This window comes from Domibacillus sp. 8LH (genome assembly GCF_038806185.1).
GTDB classification, from domain to species: Bacteria; Bacillota; Bacilli; order Bacillales; family Domibacillaceae; genus Domibacillus; species Domibacillus indicus_A.
Window position 1 is genome coordinate 555,759 of record NZ_JAVJNG010000001.1, and the last position, 22,364, is coordinate 578,122.

The window sequence follows — 22,364 nt, forward strand, 5'->3', positions numbered from 1 at the left end:
GTCCCTCTATATGAGGGACTGCTTCTTTTCTTTTATGCGCGCAAATCAGCGTTTGCTTTTTCTTTCAACGCCGTAAGTACTTTTTCGTGTACAGCTGTGACTTCTTCATCTGTCAGCGTTTTTTCAGGATTCATATACGTCAGGGCGAAAGCAACAGATTTCTTGCCTGCTTCCATCCGGTCTCCTTCATACACATCAAACACGTGAACATTCGTTAAAAGCGCTCCGCCTGCTTCTTTAATGACAGCCTCCAGCGAAGCCGCTTCCGTTGCACTATCTACAACCAGCGCAATATCACGGCTGATCGATGGGAAGCGCGGAATTGGCGTATAAGCAAGTGCTGAACGCTCTGTATTCAATAGAACATCAAGCTTCAACTCAAACAAATACGCTTCTTTTATATCTACTTCTTTTGCGAGCGATGGATGAAGCTGCCCGATGACGCCGACCGGCTGCTCATCAAGTAAAACAGCAGCTGTCCGGCCCGGGTGGAAGCCTTCCGGCGCAGCTTTTTGGAAAGAAAGACGGTCTGTTAAGCCAAGACGGTCAGCGATTCCTTCGATTACGCCTTTAACGGCAAAGAAATCAACGGCTGTTTTTTCTCCCTGCCACAGATGCTCCTGCCATAGGCCTGTAACGATACCCGCAAGCCGTTCTTCTTCTTTCGGCTGCACGTTTTCACCTTCATTTAAGTAAACAGAGCCTGTTTCATAAAGAGCGACAGAACCCATTTGACGGGCGTTGTTGTAAGCAGCCGCTTCGATTAAATGCGGCAGCATGCTTTCACGCAAGTACGCACGCTCTTCACTCATCGGCATCGCAAGCGCAACCGGCTCGCGTACTTCAAGCGCAAACTGGGCAGCCCGCTTTTGGGACGTTAAAGAATACGTAACAGCCTGGTTAAATCCGGCTCCTTCCAAATAACGGCGCACCGTACGGCGGCCAAGCTGATATGGTGATAAAGCACCCGGCAGCGCTTCTCCTTCCGGCAGCGTAAGCGGTATGTGATCATAACCGTAAAGACGGGCCACTTCTTCTGTTAAATCTTCTGGAATGGTAATATCCGCGCGGCGCGTTGGAACCGTTACAGTAATCGTGTCTCCATTTGTTTCTGTTTGGAATTTCAAACGGCTGAAGATTTCTTCCACGTTTTCCATCGTTAAGCTTGTGCCAAGGCGGGTATTTAGACGGTCAAGTGTAATCGATACTTGTTTTGGCTCAGGTGCATATTCGCCAGCCACAACCGATCCCGATAAAACTGTGCCTTCTGCCAATTCTGCCATCAGCTCTGCTGCGCGGTCACATGCGGCCTGCACGCGGGCTGGATCTACCCCTTTTTCAAAGCGGGCACTCGCTTCTGAACGAAGACCATGTGCTTTAGATGCTGCACGGACCGTTTGGCCATTAAAATAAGCAGACTCAATGAGTACATTTACCGTTTGCTCTGTTACTTCTGAATTTGCACCGCCCATTACGCCGGCAAGGGCGATTGGCTTCTGGCCGTTTGTAATCACAAGCTGATCAGCCGATAATGTCCGTTCTACGTCATCAAGCGTGGTGAATGTTTCACCTTCCTCGGCATGGCGGACCACAATTTCTCCGGTTTCAACCCGGTTAAGGTCAAAGGCATGAAGCGGCTGTCCGTATTCCATCAGGACATAGTTCGTAATATCAACCACGTTATTGTGCGGGCGGATTCCTGCATTCATAAGCAGTGTCTGCATCCATAGCGGTGACGGACCAATTTTTACGTTTTTCACTACTCGTGCAATATAAAGCGGATTATCTTCAGGCGCGTCGATTTGAATGCGAACAGCGTCTGATGCTTTTTCATCCGCTTCAGCCGGCTTTGGCTCCGGCAGTTTCACGTCACGGCCCAGGATGGCCGCTACTTCATAAGCTACTCCAATCATGCTGAGTGCATCTGAACGGTTCGGTGTCAAAGACAACTCTAAAATGGCGTCGTCACGATTCAAGGCAGCGAGCGCATCCTCTCCTGGTGTAACGTCATTTGGAAAATTAAAAATACCTTCCGCATATTCTTTCGGATTTAAGCGGCTTTCAATACCAAGTTCGGACAGCGAGCAGATCATACCGTTTGATTCTTCGCCGCGCAGCTTGGCACGCTTAATTTTAAAGTTGCCCGGCAAAACCGCACCTGTTCGAGCTACAGCTACAAATTGGCCTGCATCTACATTTTTGGCGCCGCAAATAATTTGCACCGGCTCTTCCTCGCCTACATCCACAAGGCACTTGCTTAATTTGTCAGCATTCGGGTGCTGTTCACGTGATTGCACATACCCGACTACGATGCCTTTCATCTCAGAAGCAGGCATTTCAACGCCTTCCACTTCAATACCGGCGCGTGTAATTTTTTCGGCCAGTTCTTTCGGGGTTTGATCGGCAATGTCCACGTACTGAGACAGCCATTTATATGAAACAAACATGGGTTAATTCCTCCTTATTCGTGTACAGAAAATTGCTTTAAGAAACGAAGATCATTTGTGTAGAAATGGCGGATATCATCAATGCCGTACTTCAGCATGGCAATGCGCTCCTGCCCCATGCCGAATGCGAAGCCGGAATAAACATTTGAATCAAATCCGGCCATTTCAAGCACGTTTGGATGCACCATGCCGGCACCCAGAACTTCAATCCAGCCGGTACCTTTACAAATCGAGCAGCCTTTGCCGCCGCACATACAGCTCACATCTACTTCAACAGACGGCTCAGTGAATGGGAAGAAACTTGGACGAAGGCGGATTTCGCGTTCTGCACCAAACATTTTCTTCGCAAATACATCCAGCGTGCCTTTTAAGTCGCTCATGCGGATGTTTTCACCCACCACAAGCCCTTCGATTTGGTTGAATTGGTGGGAGTGCGTCGCGTCATCACTGTCACGGCGGTATACTTTACCCGGGCAAATAATTTTAACCGGCCCTCTGCCTTCATGCTGAAGCATCGTTCGTACTTGTACGGGTGAGGTATGTGTACGCATTAAAAGCTCCGGTGTAATGTAAAATGTATCCTGCATATCACGCGCCGGATGGCCTTTTGGCAGGTTGAGCGCTTCAAAGTTATAGTAGTCCTGCTCCACTTCCGGTCCTTCAGCCACTGTATAGCCCATGCCGATAAATAAGTCTTCAATTTCTTCTGTAATACGTGTAAGCGGATGATGTCCGCCAAGTTTGACCGGGCGGCCCGGCAGGGTTACATCAACGGATTCTTCTGCCAGCTGCTTTTGAATAGCTTCGGACTCTAATGAGGCCTGCTTCGATTCAATCGCTTTTGTGATGGCTTCACGCACAACATTGACAAGCGCCCCCATTTTCGGGCGTTCTTCTGCAGACAGCTTGCCCATGCCTTTTAGCACTTCTGTAACAGGTCCTTTTTTGCCAAGGTACGCAACGCGTACATCATTCAGTTCTTTTAAATCCTGTGCAGCTGCCGCTTTCTTAATCGCTTCTTCCTGCAGCACTTTTAACTGTTCTTCCACGTTTTTTCCTCCTTTTTGGCAACAAAAAAAGCCCCGTTCCCGGAAAGGGACGAGGCTTCTGATATCGCGGTACCACCCTTTTTAACGCGCTAGAAAAACACGCGTTCACTTCATTCAGATAACGGTAAAAACCGGTATGCCTTTACACGAATGTGGTCCAAGCACCGGCTCGGGAGGTGAACTTCGGCCAGTTCTTTTTAAAAATGCTTTCAGTCGGGGCATTTTCTTCCTAAAAAAAGAGGGATGGCGTACTTTTCTCCGTCATTGCCTTTTAATTATCAAATTTTATACTTTCTTATTATAGACAACCCATTTTTGAAATTCAATTGTTTTCCCGAAAATGATAAAGAAGGATACCGGCCGCAACCGCGACATTCAGCGACTCGCTTTGGCCGAAAATCGGAATGTAAACATTTTTGGTTGTTTTCTCAAGAAGCTCTGGACGTACGCCGTTTCCTTCATTGCCCACGAGCAGTGCAAACGGCCCTGCTTGTTCCTTTCTGTAATCAGATGCTCCTTCCAAAGCCGTTCCGTACACTGGAATATTTCGTTTTTGCAGCTCTTCAACCGCTTCGGTTAAATCTACGCTTAAAACAGGCAGGTGAAAATGGCTTCCCTGTGCCGAACGAAGCACTTTTGGATTATACAGATCAGCAGATCCATGGCTGAGCAGCACCGCATCAATTCCGGCGGCATCGGCTGTCCGGATCATCGTGCCGATATTACCCGGATCCTGCACGGCATCCAGCAGCAAAAAGCTTTTGCCCGCCGGCAGTTCCGCCGCTTCCTGTTTCCGGCATACCGCAAAAACGCCCTGGCCGTTTTCCGTATCAGAAAGCTTTTTCGCCACCTCGGCCGAAATCATGGTCACGTCGAGGCCATCTATATTCCACGATGCCGGTACTGCCGCTTCCTCTGATAAAAGAAGTTCCTTTATTTGCTCTTTGTAGCGAAGCGCTTCTTCAACGAGATGAAAGCCTTCGAGCATATAAAGACCTGTTTTATCGCGTTCTTTTTTTGTCCATAGTTTATTCAGCTGTTTTATATGTGTGTTATTTGCGGATTGAATGTACGTCAATGTGATTCTCCTTTCGCCGTATTCATTATAGCATTTCTCTGTATAATGGGCGCTACAGTGGTAAAAATAATCAAAACAAGGAGGGATACACATGGATTTACGAGGCGCTATTATTCAAAATTTAAACGGACAAAATCCAAATGAATTATCGGCTGTGATTCAAGACGCGATTTCAAATGGCGAGGAAAAAACGCTGCCAGGTCTTGGTGTGATGCTTGAACTTTTCTGGAAAAAAAGCACAACAGAAGAGCAAAAAGTCGTATTAGAACGCATGGCATCTGCTCTTCAGTAACACAAAAAAACCGCTCACAGTACTGTGAGCGGTTTTATTTTTAGTCAAATGTAATGGTGTTAACCGTATCGCGATCAAGGCGAAGGATTACTTCTCCAAGCAGCTTCACGGCGTTTTCATAATCATCACGGTGAAGCATAGCCGCATGAGAATGGATGTAGCGTGTAGCAATGGTAACAGACAGCGCCGGAACGCCATTGCCTGTTTTATGAATTTCCCCTGAATCTGTTCCGCCGCCTGCCATGGCGTCAAACTGGTAAGGAATATTTAATTCATCGGCTACATCCGTTACAAAGTCACGCAGTCCTTTGTGGGATACCATTGATGCATCATACAAAATAATCTGCGGGCCTTTGCCCATTTTGCCCATTGCCTCTTTTTCTGTTACCCCTGGTGTATCGCCGGCAATGCCAACATCGACGCCAAATGCGATATCCGGGCCAATTTGGTGAGCGGATGTTTTCGCACCGCGCAGGCCGACCTCTTCCTGTACCGTTCCAACACCGTACACGATATTCGCATGCTGTTTATCTTTTACATATTTCATCACATCAATGGCGATCGCACAGCCGATTCGGTTGTCCCAAGCTTTAGCCAGCAGCATTTTTTCATTGTTCATAACAGTAAATTCAAAGTAAGGAACGACCATGTCGCCAGGACGCACGCCCCATTCTGAAGCTTCTTCGCGGCTTGATGCGCCGATATCGATAAACATATCTTTAATATCAACCGGCTTTTTGCGTGCTTCAGCCGGCAAAATGTGCGGCGGCTTTGAGCCGATCACGCCTGTAATATCTCCTTTGCGCGTCACGATCGTAACGCGCTGGGCGAGCATTACCTGGCTCCACCATCCGCCGACGGTTTGAAAACGAATAAACCCTTTGTCATCAATGCGTGTAACCATAAAGCCGACTTCATCCAAGTGCCCAGCCACCATGATTTTCGGGCCGTTTGCATCCCCGGTTTTTTTGGCGATCAAGCTGCCAAGGCCGTCTGTTGTCACTTCTTCTGCAAATGGCTCAATGTATTTTTGCATGACTTCCCGTGCTTCGCGTTCATTCCCGGCAATCCCTTTTGCATCCGTTAGCTCTTTTAACATCGTTAACGTTTCATCGAGTTTCTTCATTATAAATAAAGTCCCCTTTCTTAGTAGCCCGACTGCTGGCGCTTATAGTTTACTTCATTTTTGGCGATATACGCCTGTTCCACTTCTTCTGCTGAAAATCCAAGCATATCTCCCAGTGTAAAGAAACGGTCAAGCAAAGATTGATACGCTTCTTTTGTTTTATCACGGTGGAAGGTATGAACGGCTTCTGTGACAAGCAAAAACTGGTCCGTTGCCGTTTTTACAGGCTGCTGGGACGCCGGCACTGCATCTGTCAGATCAGCTAAAATGCCGAGTGACAGAATAAAATGCACGCCGTCTACAAATTCTTCTAAAATGATTCCCCGCTCTGACGGCCCTTTTGTACTCCAAAATTTAAAGCACCTCGTTTCATTAGCCAGTTCACCAATTTCAACAAGCAGAGCAAGCACTTTTTGGTCAAACAAATCCGTTCCTTCCAGATCGTGTTCCTTTTCTATGTATGAATCGAGCCCGCGCTGCATTTCAAACAATGTATTCATATTCAAATGGCTGTTCCTCCTATCATTGCTAACACCATTAAATCCATAACAGCAAGAACCGGCATTCCGTATTTAAAGGATACATGCTTTGTTTTATGCCGGTACGTCTGCATGGCTACCCATCCGCCCGGTGCACCGCCAAGCAAAGCCAGCAGCCAGAGCGTCCTTTCCCGGGTTCGGTACAGCCGTTTTTGCGCTTTTTTCTTATCATTTGCCATCGTTATGTAGGCAATCATATTAATAAAAATAAAATAAATGAAGACCATCACTATCTGCTCTCCTCCTTCCCTATTTTAACAAACTTTTCCCGAAACAGCCTAATTTGGAGAACAAGCGAAACAAATCTTTTATCAGCCGGCTGCTTTCCTGAAGCTGATGATGTAAAAAACTGTTCATTCGGCTCGTTGCTTTTACAGGCCATTAAAATCAATAAACATAAAAAAACCGTCCTGATGGATCAGGACGGTTTTGAGGTTATTAACCTAGTTGTTTTTTTGCAGCGTCTGCAAGCTGTGCAAACCCTTGTGCATCGCTAACAGCAAGATCAGCAAGCATTTTGCGGTTTACTTCGATACCAGCAAGCTTCAAACCGTGCATTAAACGGCTGTAAGAAAGACCGTTTGTACGAGCAGCTGCGTTAATACGAGTAATCCACAATTTGCGGAAATCACGTTTTTTGTTACGGCGATCCCGGTATGCATATTGCAGGGATTTCATAACTTGTTGGTTGGCAACTTTATATAAACGATGTTTCGAACCGAAATAACCTTTTGCTAATTTAAGAACCTTTTTACGACGTTTGCGTGTTACAGTACCGCCTTTTACGCGTGGCATACTATTTCCCTCCTAATGATGTTACGTTAATTTTCTTACAGATTGTCAAGCATGTGGCGAATACGTTTGAAATCGCCTTTTGATACAAGAGCGCCTTTGCGCAATTTACGTTTTTGTTTTTGAGATTTGTTTGCGAACAAGTGGCTTGTGTAACCGTGTGAACGTTTCAGTTTACCTGAACCTGTTTTCTTGAAACGTTTGGCAGAACCACGGTGAGTTTTCATTTTTGGCATTTCGTCTTCCTCCTCAAACTGGTTTACTTTTCGTTTTTAGGCGCCATAATAAGGAACATACTACGGCCGTCCATTTTCGGCTTGGACTCAACAGTCGCAACTTCCTTGCACGCTTCTGCAAAGCGGTCAAGTACACGCTGGCCGATTTCTTTATGCGTAATCGCACGTCCTTTGAATCGGATCGATGCTTTTACTTTGTCACCTTTTTCCAAGAACTTAATCGCATTGCGAAGCTTGGTATTAAAATCGTGGTCATCAATCGATGGACTGAAGCGCACTTCTTTTAATTGGATGATTTTCTGGTTTTTGCGAGCTTCCTTCTCTTTCTTCTGCTGTTCGAACTTGAACTTTCCATAGTCCATGATGCGGGCTACAGGTGGTTTCGCATTCGGAGCAACAAGCACAAGATCAAGATTTACGCGGGCAGCAATTTCAAGCGCTTCGCGTTTTTGTTTAATGCCGAGCTGATCGCCGTTTTGATCGATCAAGCGTACTTCACGGGCACGGATGCCTTCGTTTAAATTCATATCTTTGCTAATAACAAGCCACCTCCGGGTCATTTTAAAAACACTGTTTAAAAGAGAAGCGCACTGCTGCATGAAAAAAGCGAGGCATCTAAAAGTAGATGCCCCGCTAGTAAAAAGCTGCCCAAAACAGCTTAGTCGTTTTACCATGTCAACCTGCCAACTTTTCTGTCAGACGAGGTGAGAAGCGGGTGCTTCTGCTTTCTTTTATTATGTGTTTCATTCACCTAAGTAACTATATCATATCCTCTTTCAAATGTCCAGAAGACAAATTGAAAGAACCAACGTTTTAAATAATACCATTGCTTTTCAAAAAAAACAATAGTTTTTTTCTTAACGTTTGCCTTCTTTTTGAACAAGGTCGCGGAAAGCGTCAAATGACATCGTCTCAGACTGCTGTTCACCATACTTGCGGACATTCACTGTACCGCTCTCAAGCTCTTTGTCACCCACTACGAGCATGTACGGAATTTTCTTCATTTGCGATTCACGGATTTTATACCCAAGCTTTTCTTCACGGCTGTCCATTTCGACACGGATACCGGCTGCTTTCAGCTCATCCTGTAATTTTCTTGCGTAGTCGTAGTGAACTTCATTGGAAACAGGAATGATTTGAACCTGAACCGGTGCAAGCCATGTCGGGAATGCTCCCTTGTATTCTTCAATCAAAAATGCAACAAAGCGTTCCATTGTGGAAACAACACCGCGGTGAATAACAACCGGACGGTGCTGCTTGCCGTCTTCACCCACATATGTTAAGTCAAAGCGTTCAGGAAGAAGGAAATCCAGCTGTACAGTAGACAAAGTTTCTTCTTTGCCAAGCGCTGTTTTTACCTGTACGTCAAGCTTCGGACCGTAGAACGCCGCTTCATCTTCTGCTTCTACGTACTCCATGCCAAGCTCATCCATTGCGTCTTTCAGCATCGCTTGTGCTTTTTCCCACATTTCATCATCATCGTAGTATTTCTCTGTGTTTTCCGGATCGCGGTAAGACAAGCGGAACGAGTAATCATTTAAGTCAAAATCTTTATAAACAGACAGGATTAGCTCGACAACACGTTTGAGTTCATCTTTGATTTGGTCTGGACGAACAAAGATGTGGGCGTCATTCAATGTCATCCCGCGAACGCGCTGCAGGCCGGCAAGGGCGCCTGACATTTCATAGCGGTGCATTGTGCCAAGTTCAGCAATACGGATCGGCAGCTCGCGATAGCTGTGGATGTCATTTTTATAAATCATCATGTGATGCGGGCAGTTCATCGGGCGAAGAACAAGATCCTCGTTGTCCATTTCCATGACCGGGAACATACCATCCTGATAATGGTCCCAGTGGCCGCTTGTTTTATAAAGTTCAACGCTTCCCATTACCGGTGTGTATACATGGTCATAGCCGAGGCTTACTTCTTTATCGACAATGTAGCGCTCGATAATACGGCGGATGGTTGCACCTTTTGGCAGCCAAAGCGGCAGACCCTGTCCGACTTTCTGGGAATTTGTAAACAAATCAAGCTCTTTTCCAATTTTGCGATGATCGCGCTCTTTTGCTTCTTCAATCATTTTCAAGTGATGCTCAAGATCTTCCTTTTTAAAGAAAGCCGTTCCGTAAATACGCTGAAGCATTTTGTTGTCTGAATTACCGCGCCAGTATGCACCGGCGATGTTAAGCAGCTTAAATTCTTTTAACTTTCCAGTGGACGGGACGTGTACACCGCGGCACAGATCGGTGAAATCACCCTGCTCATACAGTGTAACCGTTTCGTTCTCCGGAATTGCTTCAAGAAGCTCCAGCTTGTATTCATCATCAATTTCTTTAAAAAACTGCTCTGCTTCCGCGCGTGATACTTCTTTGCGGATAACTGGCACGTTTTCGTTAATGATTTTCTTCATTTCTTTTTCGATTTTCGGCAAATCTTCCGGTGTAATGGATTCGTCCAGATCAATATCATAGTAGAAGCCGCCTTCAATAACCGGACCCACACCAAGCTTGACTTTGTCGGCTCCGTAAATACGTTTGATCGCCTGCGCCATCAAGTGTGCTGTACTGTGGCGAAGCACTTCAAGCGCGTCAGCATGCTCAGGTGTAATAATTTCAATCGCGCCATCCTGCTCGATCGGTGTTTTTAAATCAATAAACTGTCCTGATACTTTGCCGGCAAGTGCTTTTTTACGCAGGCCTGGGCTGATCGACTGCGCAACCTCTTCCATTGTTGTTCCAGACGGAAATTCCTTTACAGCGCCGTCTGGGAATGTTAATTGAATCGACATTTGTATTTCCTCCTTCTTTTTAAACGACAAAAAACCCCGCTCCTTCATAAACGAAGGGGCGAGGTTTAATCGCGGTTCCACCCAACTTTCCGGGAAATTCCCGGCTCAATTACAGTCAGATAACGGTCTGGTGCCGCCGCTTCTTACTTTCAGGTTCAGAAGCAGAGCTCGAGGGTGGTGAATTCATTTGTTTCGACGGGAAAGTTGCAGCTCATCGCTTTCCCTCTCTGTAGACGTCTCAAATGAAACATGTCCCTGTCTTCGCTTTTCATATGACGTTATTATAGTCTCCCTCTCACTCAAAATCAAGAGTGAGTTTTAATGCCGGCGGTTCATACCGGTCAGTTCCACCGGCGTGGTCAAAAACTTAATGCGTTCCATAATGCGTGCTGCTTTCAGCTCTTCGGATTCACCGCGCTGTGAATGCGTCAAGTGATGCTCCAGCTCACTATAATTAAAGTTAGAGGTAAACAAAACCGGAAGCCCTTCAAGCATACGGTGCTGCAAAATCGTACCGAGTATATCGTCGCGAATCCAGCTCGACATCGTTTCTGCCCCAATATCGTCAATCATTAAAACAGGCGCAGATTTCACCGCTTCAATTTTCTCTCCCGTTGAATGGTCGTTAAGCGACTGTTTCATTTCACGGACAAACTCCGGAAAATAAACGATCATGGATGCAATATGCTTCTCGGCCAATTCATTGGCGATAGCACCAAATAAAAAGGATTTACCGACGCCGAATTTCCCATGTATATATAAACCTTTAGAAGCCTGCCCAAGCGCGTAGCTGTCAACAAAATCTTTTGCCATTGAAACCGCATCTATTCTGCTTTCATCATCCAGCTCCACTTGATCAAATGTAGCTTTTAAAACGTCTCCCGGCATGTAAAGGCTTTTCACGTGCCGGCGCAAATGTTTCATTTCGTCATCCCGAATTTTACGAGAACAGCGCTTGTAATCCAGCTCAACTGCCTGGTAACGCATGGAAAGCTCCGGCTCAAAGCCCGGCATCATGTTCACACACCCGTCAAGAGATGGGCATTTCCCACAGCCGCGGCTTTGGGATACATACTCATATAGTTTGACCATCGCGCGTGTTACTTCCCGTTCACTAAGATTGTGTTCTTTAATAAATGTCTGGACCGTTTTGTCTGCCAGCACTTCCCGTTTTGTCTGCTCATATTGTTCTGCAAACCCAGGCGACGTTTTGATATTCCCGAGTGCTTCGTTAATCTTTTTCACCGGCCGACGCCCCCTCTTTCCGTTTTCTCAATTCTTCCTGCAGTTTGCGTTTCTTCGCTTCAAAGTCTTCGCTTTGTTTAGGCCGCTCTTTTTCTGTGTCTTTTTCTTTTTCCTTTTCCGTAAACCAGGCTGGCAGTTTTTCCTGGCGAACTGCTTTGCGGTTTCCATAGGATGATGAGGTGTTCTTTGGCTTTGTCCATTCCTTCGGCTGCTTTTGTTCCGTTTTTGCCAGTTCAATACCCTCTTTGGCCGTTTTTACTTTTTTGCGTGCCCACTGGGCGGCAATTTTGTCCATAAAGCTTTTAGACAGCTTCATATTTGATTTCAGCATAACATATTGAATGAGCGCATTCATTACACCCGGCGTAAAATCGTACTGCAGCATCACCTGCTCAATAAGCTTCATATCTACGGATGAGGGCGCTTTATCTGATATATCGATCATCATTTGATAGGGGGTAACCGACTCACAATGAAGGATCAGCTTTTCTTCTTTTGTTTTCGGCTCACCCGCTTCCTTAAGCTCCTGGCTTCCCATGCGCGGTGTCATGTCTGGAAGGCGCCCGCCTGATTCAAACTGATAGGCATTACGCGCAGATTTCCGAAGTTCCTCCACCTCAATTTCATCCTGCTCGTTTATCGAAGACAAAACCAGATTCTTCATATCAAGCGGTTGAATGCCATATAAAAAAGACAATTTTTTAATCGTTTCTTTAATAAAGGGTGTGAGGGCAGATGCCGGAATCAAGGCGTCTTTAAGAGCCCGTTCAAGCGCTGAAAAGTCAAAGGATTCATTTAAAACAGGTCCTGTTTTGGTTCCTTTTGAAGCGAGGCGGGTACCCGGCTCCGGCGCACTGTCTATTTCTGCTTCCTGCATTTCTGTATACCCTGTTGAAAAAACGTCCGGAAAAGCATGGGTCACATCCTGATAATCAGGCGACTTCGGCTCCCGGTCGCAAAATATCCGCTTCAGCCGCAAAAAATGAGGACGGCCAATTTTCCGGTATAAAAAAACGTTTAAAAGACCGTCTGTAAAAAATTGGTCTGGGGCAAGAGGCGGCAGCAGCTCATAAAGAAATTCGCGGTTTTCTCCTGTTTTTTTCACATAGGTTTTCAGTAAGCCAATCCCTTCCAGCTTAAGCCGGTCTTCGTATATCTGCTGCGGACTGCAGCCGAGTGTATTCATTAAATGATAGTGCAGAGCACTCTCAGACGACAGCTTGCCGTCCTCTACTTCCGCATACATAGTCATGTATAAGCTGAGTGCCTGGGCACCGATCAGCGGCTGGTACAACAGCGCAACCACTTTTTGTTCAAGGCTGTCTACACAGCCGGACACTGTCACCCTGTAAGCATCGGCGGGCTGCATTTCATTCCAGTGCCGATTCATATTCTTCACCTCAAAGTTTCTTAAATAAGAAGAAAAAAGCCCGGAGCTCTATCTCTCCCGGGAGTTTATTTTTCTTTGTTAATAATTTCTTTTAATTCATCCAAAAATACGTTAATATCTTTGAATTGCCGGTACACGGACGCAAAACGGACATACGCTACTTCATCAATTTCTGCAAGGCGGTCCATGACCATTTCACCGATTGCATCTGACTGCACTTCCGATACACCTTTTGAGCGCAGTTCCTGTTCGATATCAGCGGTCATTTTTTCAAGCGTCCCAAGCGGCACCGGGCGCTTCTCGCATGCTTTTATCAATCCGCGAAGCATTTTCTCGCGGTTAAATTCTTCGCGCATTCCTTCTTTTTTTACAACGATGAGCGGCATGTGCTCTACGCGTTCAAAAGTCGTAAACCGGTAGCCGCATTTTTCACATTCACGGCGCCGGCGGATGGAATGCCCGTCATCTGCCGGGCGCGAATCGACAACTTTCGTCCCGTTAAAACGGCAGTCAGGGCAAATCATGGCTTTAATCAACTCCGATTTTATTTATATCCTGCAATGTGCTGATTTCGTTCTTACTCATTATCATACTAAAAAAGAGACCTTATGAAAATAAAAAAGAGGCGTATGAAAGTTCATACACCTCGTTTTGCTTACACATTTGCAGTTTCTTTAAGTTGCGTGCGTACCGGACCCATACCACGCGGCATCTCAATTGTTTCGCGTGTTTCAGCTTCAAGTGCATCTGCAATATAGTTTGCAGCAATGTTCGGATCAAGATCCCCACATGTATAAACATCAATACTTGCATATCCATGTTCCGGGAAGCTGTGAATCGTTAAATGAGACTCGGAGATAATGACGACTCCACTTACTCCTTGAGGAGCAAACTTGTGGAACGCGACTTCGCGAATTTCCGCACCTGATTTAAGAGCGGCGTCGACAAATGTTCTCTCGATGACTTCCATATCGTTTAATTTGTCAAAATTGCAGCCCCATAATTCTGAAATGACGTGACGACCCATTGTTTCCATGATCGTTCCCCCTTTTACAAAGTAGTTTTTGAATCAATTGTAAAAGTGATCACTGCCACGGGGGAAAGTTAGTCCGAAGAGGTCCTAACCCTTTAAGCATTTATTTCACAAAGTTGAGTATACGACCTGTCAAAACATTTTGCAACAAGTTTCTTTATTTTTTTCATAGAAAAAAGCCTCGGCGGGTACCGGGGCTTATGTATGAGACAATTAAGCTGAAATATAAACTTTTTTCTTCATTTGTTCTGCCACAAACTGAACAAGATCGACAACGCGGCATGAGTAGCCCCATTCATTATCGTACCAGGCAAGCACTTTTACTTTTGTTTCGCCCATGACCATTGTAGTCAGGCCATCGATCGTAGAAGAATGAGGGTTTGTATTAAAATCAACCGATACAAGCGGCTCTTCTGTAAAGCCAAGAATACCATTTAATGGACCTGCCGCTGCTTTTTGAAAGGCTTCGTTTACTTCTTCTGCCGTTACTGGCTTTTTCACATCGACTACCAAGTCTACCAGTGAAACATTAGATGTTGGCACACGCAGGGCCATTCCATGCACTTTTCCTTTTAACTGCGGCAGCACAAGAGAAAGTGCTTTTGCTGCTCCTGTTGAAGTCGGAATAATAGACTGAGCGCAGGCACGGGCGCGGCGAAGATCTTTATGCGGGTTATCAATATTTTTTTGATCATTTGTGTACGCATGAACGGTTGTCATCAATCCATTTTCAATACCGAATTGATCATCCAATACTTTTGCGACCGGCGCAAGGCAATTTGTTGTGCAGGATGCATTGGAAATAATATGGTGATTTTCAATATCAAGTACTTCTTCATTAACCCCCATTACAATAGTGACGTCTTCTTCTTTGCCCGGTGCCGTTAAAATGACTTTTTTTGCACCTGCCTGCAGGTGAAGGGCCGCTTTATCACGGGCATTAAATTTACCTGTTGCTTCAATTACAATTTCCACTCCAAGTTTGTCCCATGGAAGCTCAAGCGGGTCACGGCTGGACAGAAGCTGCACGCGCTTTCCATTTACAATAAGCGCTTTTTCTTCAACTTCGATATCCCCTTCGAACTTTCCGTGATTCGTGTCGTATTTAAGCAAATGTGCAAGGGTTTCCGCCGGATAGCTGGCGTTTACCGCAATAATATCAAGGTTGTCTTCTAAAATAGCTTTACGAAATACCATACGGCCAATACGTCCAAATCCATTAATGGCTACTTTTGCTTTTGTCATAAATAAGGCCCTCCCGCTAATAAGGTTATACTTTATATTGATTAACTGAATTTAGTATAACATATTAAACGGAAAATGGAACACAAAATGTCCCACTAATTTTAAAAAATTTATTAAGGGACAAAAAAAGACCCGATTAAGAATCGAGTCCTAGTCGGGTCAGCCACTGCTCAAGCTGCTTTGCGGTTTCTTCTTTTGTACCACTGTTATTAATGATATCATCAGCCAGCTCTTTTTTTTCTTTAATTGGCATTTGAGATTGAATGCGGGCAGATGCTTCTTCTTCCGTGTACCCGTTTCGGTTCATCAGCCTCTGCAATTGAACAGCAGGATCAGTGTAAACAAGCAGCGTGCGGTCTGCCATCCAGGTAAGCTTGCTTTCAAAAAGAAGCGGGATATCAAACACAATGGTTTTGTACCCCTTCTGGACAGCTTTATCCTTCTCAGCCATCATCCAGGCCCGCACGGCAGGATGTACAATTTCATTCAGCTGCTTTCGCTTTGCTTCATCATGAAAAATAATCGAGCCGAGCTTTTGCCGGTTTAATGATCCGTCCGCGCTTAACACATCACTGCCAAATGTGTCGACAATTTCCTGCAAAGCTGGCTGTCCCGGCTCTACAACGGCACGGGCGGCAATATCAGCATCTATAACAGGGAAGCCTTTTTCTTTTAACATATTGCTGACCGTACTTTTTCCAGTCGCAATGCCGCCTGTTAATCCAATAATCATAGCGGACGCTCCAGCGGCTGGCAGTTCAGGCATATATGCGTGCCGCGCCCGCCTGTTTTCGTTTTTACAATTTCCGCTCCGCACTCCACACATGCTTCCCCGGCACGTCCATATACATTTAATACTTCCTGGAAGGTCCCTTTTTGTCCCTGGCTGTTTACATATGTGCGAATCGTACTTCCGCCCCGCTCTACCGCTTCTGCCAGTACGGCGACCGTATGCTGGTGAATCTCTGCCGCTTCTTCCTTTGTAATCGTCTGGCCGAGCCGATGCGGATGCACGCGGGAACGAAACAGCACTTCGTCCACATAAATGTTGCCAAGCCCTGTTACAATCACTTGATCTAAAAGAGCTGTTTTTACCTGGCGTGATGTTTTTTGCAGCTTTTCATATAAATGATCGGCTGTAAAGTGTTCATCAAACGGCTCAGGACCGAGCCCTTTCAGCGAAGCCAGCTCGTGTTCGGCACCTTTCGCCGTTAAATGCATCGTACCGAATTTACGAACGTCCCGATACCGAAGCTCCGTACCATCCGTGAATGAAAAAACAACATGAGTATGAGGGGCTTCAGGCTCCGCAGCTTCATTTACACTAAACTTGCCTTCCATACGCAAATGGGAAATAAGCGCATAATGATCGAGCTGAAAAATTAAAAATTTCCCCCTCCGATCGATTGACTGAATGGTTTCACCAATCAATGCGTCGCGAAAAGCGTCTGCCTCGGGCTGTTTGATCATTTTCGGCCAGCGCACATCAACGCCGGCAATTGTTTTGCCCGCCGCCAGCTCGCTCAGCGTACGGCGGACCGTTTCTACTTCTGGTAATTCCGGCATGTTTCTCTCTCCTTACTTCGCATCATACCATGTTGGCCCAAATGAATAATCTACCTTCAGCGGGACATCGAGCTCAAAAGCATGCTCCATGACATCCGGCACAATTTGTTCCATTTGTTTGATTTCTTCCTTTGGCACATCAAAAATCAATTCATCATGCACCTGCAGCAGCAGCTTGGATGTTAAGCCTTCTCTCTCAAGACGTTCAGCAACGTCAATCATCGCTTTTTTAATAATATCTGCTGCGCTTCCTTGAATCGGTGTGTTCATCGCTGTACGTTCCCCAAATGAACGCAGGTTAAAGTTTCGGCTTGTGACTTCCGGAATGTAACGCCGGCGGTTTAACAATGTCGTCACATAGCCTTTTTCTTTGGCCTGGCGAATGGCCGTATCCATATATTCTTTTACACCTGGATAGGTGTTTAAATACCGTTCGATAAAAGCGGCTGCATCCTTTCGTGTAATGCCAAGACTTTGAGACAAGCCGTAATCGCTTATGCCGTAAACAATGCCGAAGTTAACGGCCTTTGCCTGGCGCCGCATGTTCGATGTTACTCCGTCTTCATCTACATGAAAAACTTCCATAGCCGTGGCCGTATGAATATCAAGTCCCTGCTGAAAAGCTTCAATCAGTTTTTCATCGCCGCTTATATGTGCCAGCACCCGCAGCTCAATTTGAGAGTAGTCGGCAGCAAACATAACAGAATCCTTTTTTTCCGGCACGAATGCCTGTCGGATTTTCCGTCCTTCTTCAAGCCGGATCGGAATGTTTTGCAGGTTAGGATCAGTAGAGCTTAACCGTCCCGTCTGGGTCAAAGCCTGATTAAAGCGGGTATGAATTTTATGTGTATCCGGGTCCGCTACTTTCAGCAGTCCTTCAATATACGTAGACTGCAATTTGCCGATTTGTCGGTAATCTAAAATATGCTGCACAATTTCATGTGACGGCGCCAATTTTTCAAGAACGTCCGCCGAAGTCGAGTACCCGGTTTTTGTTTTTTTAACCGGCGGAAGACCGAGCTTTTCAAACAAAATAACGCCAAGCTGCTTCGGTGAATTTATATTAAAGTCCGTTCCAGCCAGCTGGTGAATCGTTTGTTCCATTTGTGCAAGCCGTTTTTTCAGCTCGGTTCCCATTTCATTTAACCGGTCCATATCAACCCGCACGCCTTCCGATTCCATGTCGGCTAAAATGAGGGCAAGCGGAAGCTCCAATTCATCAAACAATTCATTTTGGTCGTTTTCAGTCAGCTCCTGCCGGCATGTGTCATCAAGCCGGCTTAACGCTTCTGCTTTTGCACTAATATGCTTCGCATAAACAGCTTCGTCCGGAAGAGCTAGTTTTGCCCCTTTTCCATAAACGGTTTCGTCCGATGCGATGCCTGTTTCCCCATGCAGCTTCGCTACAGCAGCGAAATCTTCCGGTGATTCAGATGGGTTAATTAAATAAGACGCCAAAAACACATCAAAATCAATACCGGCTAACTCGATCCCCGAACGCCGCAGCGCAATGACCGTTCTTTTTGCATCATAAACGGTTTTCCGGGCAGACGGGTTTTCCGCCCACTGCTTAAATGCCGGAGAAGACACAGCCATTTCGCCAGGCAGAAAAATGGTTTTCCCACTTCCCGACACAGCAATACCGGCAATTGGCGCCCGGTGGTAGTTTACATCGAGCATTTCTACATATACAGCGTCCGCTTGTTCAAAATGAGACGCCTGCGGCTCCCTTACAATGGTAAAATCCACGTCTGCTGCTGGTTCGGCTTTCTCCGTACGCTGAATACCGTCAAGCAATGACTTAAATTCGAGATCCCGGTATAAATCATACAATTTATCCTGATCTGCCCCCTGATAAGCAAGTCGTTCGACTCCGAGCTCCATAGGCACCGTCCGTAAGATCGTTGCAAGCTGCTTGCTCATGACTGCTTTATCTTTATGTTCAACAAGCTTTTCCTTCAGCTTTGCACCGCTAACTTCATCAATAGACTGGATCAATTCTTCAACAGAGTGAAACTGCTTTAACAGTTTAATCGCTGTTTTTTCACCGATACCCGGCACCCCAGGGATATTGTCGGAAGCATCTCCCATCAGCCCCTTCATGTCTATAATCTGCATCGGTGCCAGGCCATATTTTTCTTCAATATGTTCAGGTGTATATTCTTCAATATCTGTTATGCCTTTGCGTGTAATGCATACAGTCGTTTTGTCTGTAGCGAGCTGTGTTAAATCTTTGTCGCCCGAATATACTTTAACCGTATATCCTTCTTTTTCTGCTTGAAGAGACAATGTCCCGATAATGTCATCGGCTTCATAGTTTTCCAATTCAAAGTAAGGAATACTGTACGCTTTCAGCAGTTCGCGCACATAAGAAAATTGTTCAGACAGCTCGGGCGGCGTTTTTTGGCGCGTCCCTTTATATTCTGTAAATGTTTTGTGGCGAAAAGTCGTTTTACCCGCATCGAAGGCAACCAGTATATGAGTCGGCTGTTCGTCTTTCACCATTTTATTAAGCATCATCGCAAAGCCATATACGGCATTTGTATGCACACCTTTTGAATTACTTAAAAGCGGCAATGCAAAAAAAGCCCGATACGCAATGCTGTTTCCGTCAATAAGCACTAATTTTTTTTCCATACATCCTCCTTGGCATTCATAGTACATGCACCTCAAAAAGCGCCAGGCGCCCCTTATCAGCAGCAGGCGTAAGAATGGAGCAGAAGTTGACAGCATCCGGCTGCAGTACCTTGTGACCCCTTCTTCTGTAAGCCCTCAGGCACCCGGCGCTACACATTTGTCAGTAAAAAAGCCGTTGTTTTTCTTTTTTATTCTACCATGCACGGCAGAAAAAAAGAAAACAACGGCTTGTTTGTTTTTCGGAAAAAAAAGCGGCGGAGAGCCATCAACTAAGCGCCTCCGCCAAACAAAAGCTGGATAAAGGGGTTGATATTCATACTATACCAGTTCAATATAAAATAAATGTAAACGGTTCGTTAATCTTTTGTAAAATCATTCCGCAAATTCTTGATGAACGAAACAGTAAATGTCGTTCCTTCGTTCAGCTTGCTTTCCACATTAATTTTCCCGTGATGGGCTTCCATAATATGTTTAACAATGGCAAGGCCAAGCCCTGTTCCGCCTGAATCCCGGCTCCGCGCTTTATCCACACGGTAAAACCGTTCAAAAATACGCGGCAGCTCCGCTTTTTCAATTCCAATACCGGTATCAGAAACTTTTACATTCACCATCTGGTCCGACTCGCTTGCATCCACGAAAATCTGCCCGCCTTTTGGTGTGTATAAAATGGCATTTGTAATGAGGTTAACAAACACCTGCTTGAGCCGGTATTCATCTCCTTGAATAACCAGATGATCAGACACGTTCATTTGAAGAGCAATATCTTTTGCTTCCAGACGGCTTTCAAGCGTGACAATCACTTCACTCAACAGTTTTTTCAACGGCACTGCTGTTAAATTAAGCGTAAGTCCTTTCTGCTCAATTTTGGAAAGGTCGAGTAAATCAGCCACAAGCCTTTCCATGCGGCCGCTTTCTTTCCAGATAATCTCCAGAAACATCTTTGCGGCATCCGGGTCATTCAGCGCACCGTCCAGCAGTGTTTCTGAAAAGCCTTTGATTGAGGTGATCGGTGTTTTTAATTCATGGGACACATTGGCAACAAAATCCTTACGCATTTGCTCCAAATGCTTAATTTCCGTAATGTCGTGATACACGACGAGAATCCCTTTCCATTCGTCGTTTGTGCCGATAATCGGGGCACCTGATACTTCAATGTCCTTCTCTTCAAGATCAAACGTCATTTTAATTTGCCGGCGGACATTTTTCTCTGTCATAAAAACGTCCTCGACAATTTTAATCACGTCTTCTTGGGTAATGACTTCATAATACCGTTTTTTAATGATGCGGCCGGTGCTGTACATTTTTTTAAAAGACCGGTTCGCCATCACAATATAGCCGCGGTCATCAATAAGCAAAAGCCCGCTTTCAATGTTTTCAATTAGGGTTGTCAGGCGATTTTGATGAACTTCCTGCGCCTGCATCATTTCTTGAAGATTTCTTGCTAATATGTTAATCGACGTACTGAGCATTCCCATCTCATCAGGAGGCGTTTCATATGTTCTCGCCCTATAGTTACCCTTTGCCAGCTCAATGGCCACCATAGCTGCCGATTCAATTGGCTTTACATACCGGGTAGTAATTTTGGTCCCAATTAAAATAATCAAGAGCAGGGACAGTCCAAGCGAAGTCAGCAAAATGGCCCAAATTTGGCCGTATATTTCATCGAGCGCATCGACCCGCATACTCACAATGACGTAGCCTTCCTGCTCACCCGTTTTTGTTAAAATGGGTGTCCAGTGGTATTGAACATCCATTTTACGCATTAAGGAGGTTTGGTAGTTTTTTTCATTTAAGGTTTCTGAGATACGGTGGGCGATATCTCGGTGCACGGCGTTTTCTTCTTCATCTGTCCCGCCGCTGTCATAAAGAAGATCTCCATTGTTATCCGCCACACTCAAACGCGTATCCATCTGCTCGCTCCATTCGTCAAGCACCACCGGATTAATTGCTTCTGTTCCTCCCCAATCTTCCACTGCACTGGCAAGCAGGGAGGTTTCCCGCTCAAGCCGGTCATTAATGGTAGCGAGATAATAAGATTTAAACATTTGACCAAGCCAGATTCCCAAAGCGGCCAAAACAGCCGCAATCAAAATAAAAAGCGACAGAATGAGTTTTGCCCGGAAATTGATCACGCTTCTTTCGGCTCTTCCAGTTTATATCCAAGTCCGCGGATTGTTTTAATATACTGCGGTTTTTTCGTGTTTTCTTCCATCTTGTCTCTTAAATGGCTGATGTGGACGTCTACAATACGGGTATCCCCGACAAAGTCATATTTCCAGACTGCCGCAAGAAGCTGGTCGCGTGTCAGCACTCTCGTTTTGTTTTCTGCTAAAAACAGCAGCAGTTCAAATTCCTTTGGCGTTAAATCCAGCAGATTTTCCTTGTAATACGCTTCATATTTTTCAGGATAAAGCTTTAAGTCCGCCACTTTAATTAAGGCGCTGTCCTCTTCTTCCTCAACAACTGGTTCTGCCGGCGGCAGCTGTACGCGGCGCAAAATCGCTTTTACGCGTGCAATCAGTTCTCTTGGACTGAACGGTTTTGTCATATAGTCATCTGCCCCAAGTTCAAGACCAAGCACCTTATCAAATTCTTCGTCTTTTGCTGTCAGCATTAAAATAGGCGTAGCAACCCGTCTTTGCCGCAAGTCCTTGCACACTTCCATGCCATCGAACTTTGGCAGCATCCAATCTAAAATAATTAAATCTGCAGACACAGACTCCGCTTTTTGAAGAGCTTCCTCTCCATCACAAGCGGTGTCCACTTCAAAACCTGCCTGCTCCAGATTATATTTAATTAACGTGACAATAGATGGTTCATCATCTACAACCAAAATTTTCTTCATATGACCCTCCTGATTCAAATGTCTATCTTTCATTATAGCGAAGAAATCCTACCCG

The 22,364-nt window shown here is 45.5% G+C and carries 21 protein-coding genes and 3 other annotated features; of the genes, 1 reads left to right on the forward strand and 20 read right to left on the reverse strand.

Features of this window, described 5'->3' with window-relative positions; all coding sequences use genetic code 11:
• Positions 1–32 precede the first annotated feature (32 nt).
• The 3 genes from pheT to RG959_RS02940 form a co-directional block, all read right to left on the reverse strand.
• A complete protein-coding gene (gene pheT, locus RG959_RS02930) occupies positions 33–2,447 on the reverse strand; it encodes a phenylalanine--tRNA ligase subunit beta (protein WP_342795868.1) in 2,415 nt (804 codons plus the stop codon).
• 14 nt (positions 2,448–2,461) lie between these two features.
• Positions 2,462–3,496 carry a phenylalanine--tRNA ligase subunit alpha gene (gene pheS / locus RG959_RS02935; protein WP_342795869.1) on the reverse strand — a complete coding sequence of 345 codons (1,035 nt, stop codon included), beginning with the start codon at positions 3,494–3,496 and terminating at the stop codon, positions 2,462–2,464.
• A gap of 42 nt (positions 3,497–3,538) precedes the next feature.
• Positions 3,539–3,770, reverse strand: a binding site (T-box leader).
• A 48-nt stretch (positions 3,771–3,818) separates the two neighbouring features.
• Complete coding sequence (locus RG959_RS02940) at positions 3,819–4,574, reverse strand: TrmH family RNA methyltransferase (protein ID WP_251269631.1); 756 nt, start codon at positions 4,572–4,574, stop codon at positions 3,819–3,821.
• A gap of 91 nt (positions 4,575–4,665) precedes the next feature.
• Here RG959_RS02940 and sspI point away from each other — a divergent pair, with 91 nt between their 5' ends.
• On the forward strand, positions 4,666–4,866 hold the full coding sequence (sspI, locus tag RG959_RS02945; protein ID WP_251269632.1) for a small acid-soluble spore protein SspI: 201 nt from the start codon (positions 4,666–4,668) through the stop codon (positions 4,864–4,866).
• A 40-nt stretch (positions 4,867–4,906) separates the two neighbouring features.
• Here the strand turns inward: sspI and RG959_RS02950 are convergent, their stop codons facing one another.
• The 17 genes from RG959_RS02950 to RG959_RS03030 form a co-directional block, all read right to left on the reverse strand.
• Positions 4,907–5,992 (reverse strand): M42 family metallopeptidase, encoded by a 1,086-nt coding sequence (locus tag RG959_RS02950; protein WP_342795870.1) that lies wholly within the window; start codon positions 5,990–5,992, stop codon positions 4,907–4,909.
• A 20-nt stretch (positions 5,993–6,012) separates the two neighbouring features.
• Positions 6,013–6,498: a dUTP diphosphatase gene (locus RG959_RS02955; RefSeq protein ID WP_342795871.1), complete on the reverse strand. Its 486-nt coding sequence runs from the start codon at positions 6,496–6,498 to the stop codon at positions 6,013–6,015.
• A complete protein-coding gene (locus RG959_RS02960) occupies positions 6,495–6,758 on the reverse strand; it encodes a DUF1294 domain-containing protein (protein WP_342795970.1) in 264 nt (87 codons plus the stop codon). Before RG959_RS02960 ends, RG959_RS02955 begins: the two co-directional genes overlap by 4 nt.
• Before the next feature lie 211 nt (positions 6,759–6,969).
• Positions 6,970–7,326, reverse strand: a complete 357-nt coding sequence (gene rplT, locus RG959_RS02965; protein WP_242233282.1) for a 50S ribosomal protein L20 — start codon at positions 7,324–7,326, stop codon at positions 6,970–6,972.
• Between the two features lie 35 nt (positions 7,327–7,361).
• The gene (gene rpmI, locus RG959_RS02970) at positions 7,362–7,559 is read right to left on the reverse strand and encodes a 50S ribosomal protein L35 (RefSeq protein WP_242233281.1); all 198 of its coding nucleotides are present in this window, start codon (positions 7,557–7,559) and stop codon (positions 7,362–7,364) included.
• Positions 7,560–7,582: 23 nt separating this feature from the next.
• Positions 7,583–8,119 carry a translation initiation factor IF-3 gene (infC, locus tag RG959_RS02975; RefSeq protein ID WP_342795872.1) on the reverse strand — a complete coding sequence of 179 codons (537 nt, stop codon included), beginning with the start codon at positions 8,117–8,119 and terminating at the stop codon, positions 7,583–7,585.
• Positions 8,120–8,153: 34 nt separating this feature from the next.
• Positions 8,154–8,292, reverse strand: a sequence feature (ribosomal protein L20 leader region).
• A gap of 124 nt (positions 8,293–8,416) precedes the next feature.
• Complete coding sequence (thrS, locus tag RG959_RS02980; protein WP_342795873.1) at positions 8,417–10,348, reverse strand: threonine--tRNA ligase; 1,932 nt, start codon at positions 10,346–10,348, stop codon at positions 8,417–8,419.
• A gap of 51 nt (positions 10,349–10,399) precedes the next feature.
• Positions 10,400–10,619: a binding site (T-box leader), on the reverse strand.
• Positions 10,620–10,666: 47 nt separating this feature from the next.
• Complete coding sequence (dnaI, locus tag RG959_RS02985) at positions 10,667–11,593, reverse strand: primosomal protein DnaI (protein ID WP_342795874.1); 927 nt, start codon at positions 11,591–11,593, stop codon at positions 10,667–10,669.
• The gene (locus RG959_RS02990) at positions 11,580–12,983 is read right to left on the reverse strand and encodes a replication initiation and membrane attachment family protein (protein ID WP_309089572.1); all 1,404 of its coding nucleotides are present in this window, start codon (positions 12,981–12,983) and stop codon (positions 11,580–11,582) included. Before RG959_RS02990 ends, dnaI begins: the two co-directional genes overlap by 14 nt.
• Before the next feature lie 65 nt (positions 12,984–13,048).
• Positions 13,049–13,507 carry a transcriptional regulator NrdR gene (gene nrdR, locus RG959_RS02995; RefSeq protein WP_242233276.1) on the reverse strand — a complete coding sequence of 153 codons (459 nt, stop codon included), beginning with the start codon at positions 13,505–13,507 and terminating at the stop codon, positions 13,049–13,051.
• 131 nt (positions 13,508–13,638) lie between these two features.
• Positions 13,639–14,019 carry an adenosylmethionine decarboxylase gene (gene speD, locus RG959_RS03000; RefSeq protein ID WP_242233275.1) on the reverse strand — a complete coding sequence of 127 codons (381 nt, stop codon included), beginning with the start codon at positions 14,017–14,019 and terminating at the stop codon, positions 13,639–13,641.
• Between the two features lie 210 nt (positions 14,020–14,229).
• Positions 14,230–15,261 carry a glyceraldehyde-3-phosphate dehydrogenase gene (locus tag RG959_RS03005; protein WP_342795875.1) on the reverse strand — a complete coding sequence of 344 codons (1,032 nt, stop codon included), beginning with the start codon at positions 15,259–15,261 and terminating at the stop codon, positions 14,230–14,232.
• 136 nt (positions 15,262–15,397) lie between these two features.
• Entirely contained in the window at positions 15,398–15,994 is a 597-nt protein-coding gene (coaE, locus tag RG959_RS03010; protein WP_342795876.1) for a dephospho-CoA kinase, read from the reverse strand.
• Positions 15,991–16,827 carry a DNA-formamidopyrimidine glycosylase gene (gene mutM, locus RG959_RS03015; protein WP_309089566.1) on the reverse strand — a complete coding sequence of 279 codons (837 nt, stop codon included), beginning with the start codon at positions 16,825–16,827 and terminating at the stop codon, positions 15,991–15,993. The genes coaE and mutM overlap by 4 nt, the downstream gene beginning before the upstream one ends.
• 12 nt (positions 16,828–16,839) lie before the next feature.
• Positions 16,840–19,464 carry a DNA polymerase I gene (gene polA / locus RG959_RS03020; RefSeq protein ID WP_342795877.1) on the reverse strand — a complete coding sequence of 875 codons (2,625 nt, stop codon included), beginning with the start codon at positions 19,462–19,464 and terminating at the stop codon, positions 16,840–16,842.
• A gap of 356 nt (positions 19,465–19,820) precedes the next feature.
• Complete coding sequence (pnpS, locus tag RG959_RS03025; protein WP_342795878.1) at positions 19,821–21,596, reverse strand: two-component system histidine kinase PnpS; 1,776 nt, start codon at positions 21,594–21,596, stop codon at positions 19,821–19,823.
• The gene (locus tag RG959_RS03030) at positions 21,593–22,309 is read right to left on the reverse strand and encodes a response regulator transcription factor (RefSeq protein WP_342795879.1); all 717 of its coding nucleotides are present in this window, start codon (positions 22,307–22,309) and stop codon (positions 21,593–21,595) included. Before RG959_RS03030 ends, pnpS begins: the two co-directional genes overlap by 4 nt.
• Positions 22,310–22,364: the final 55 nt, after the last annotated feature.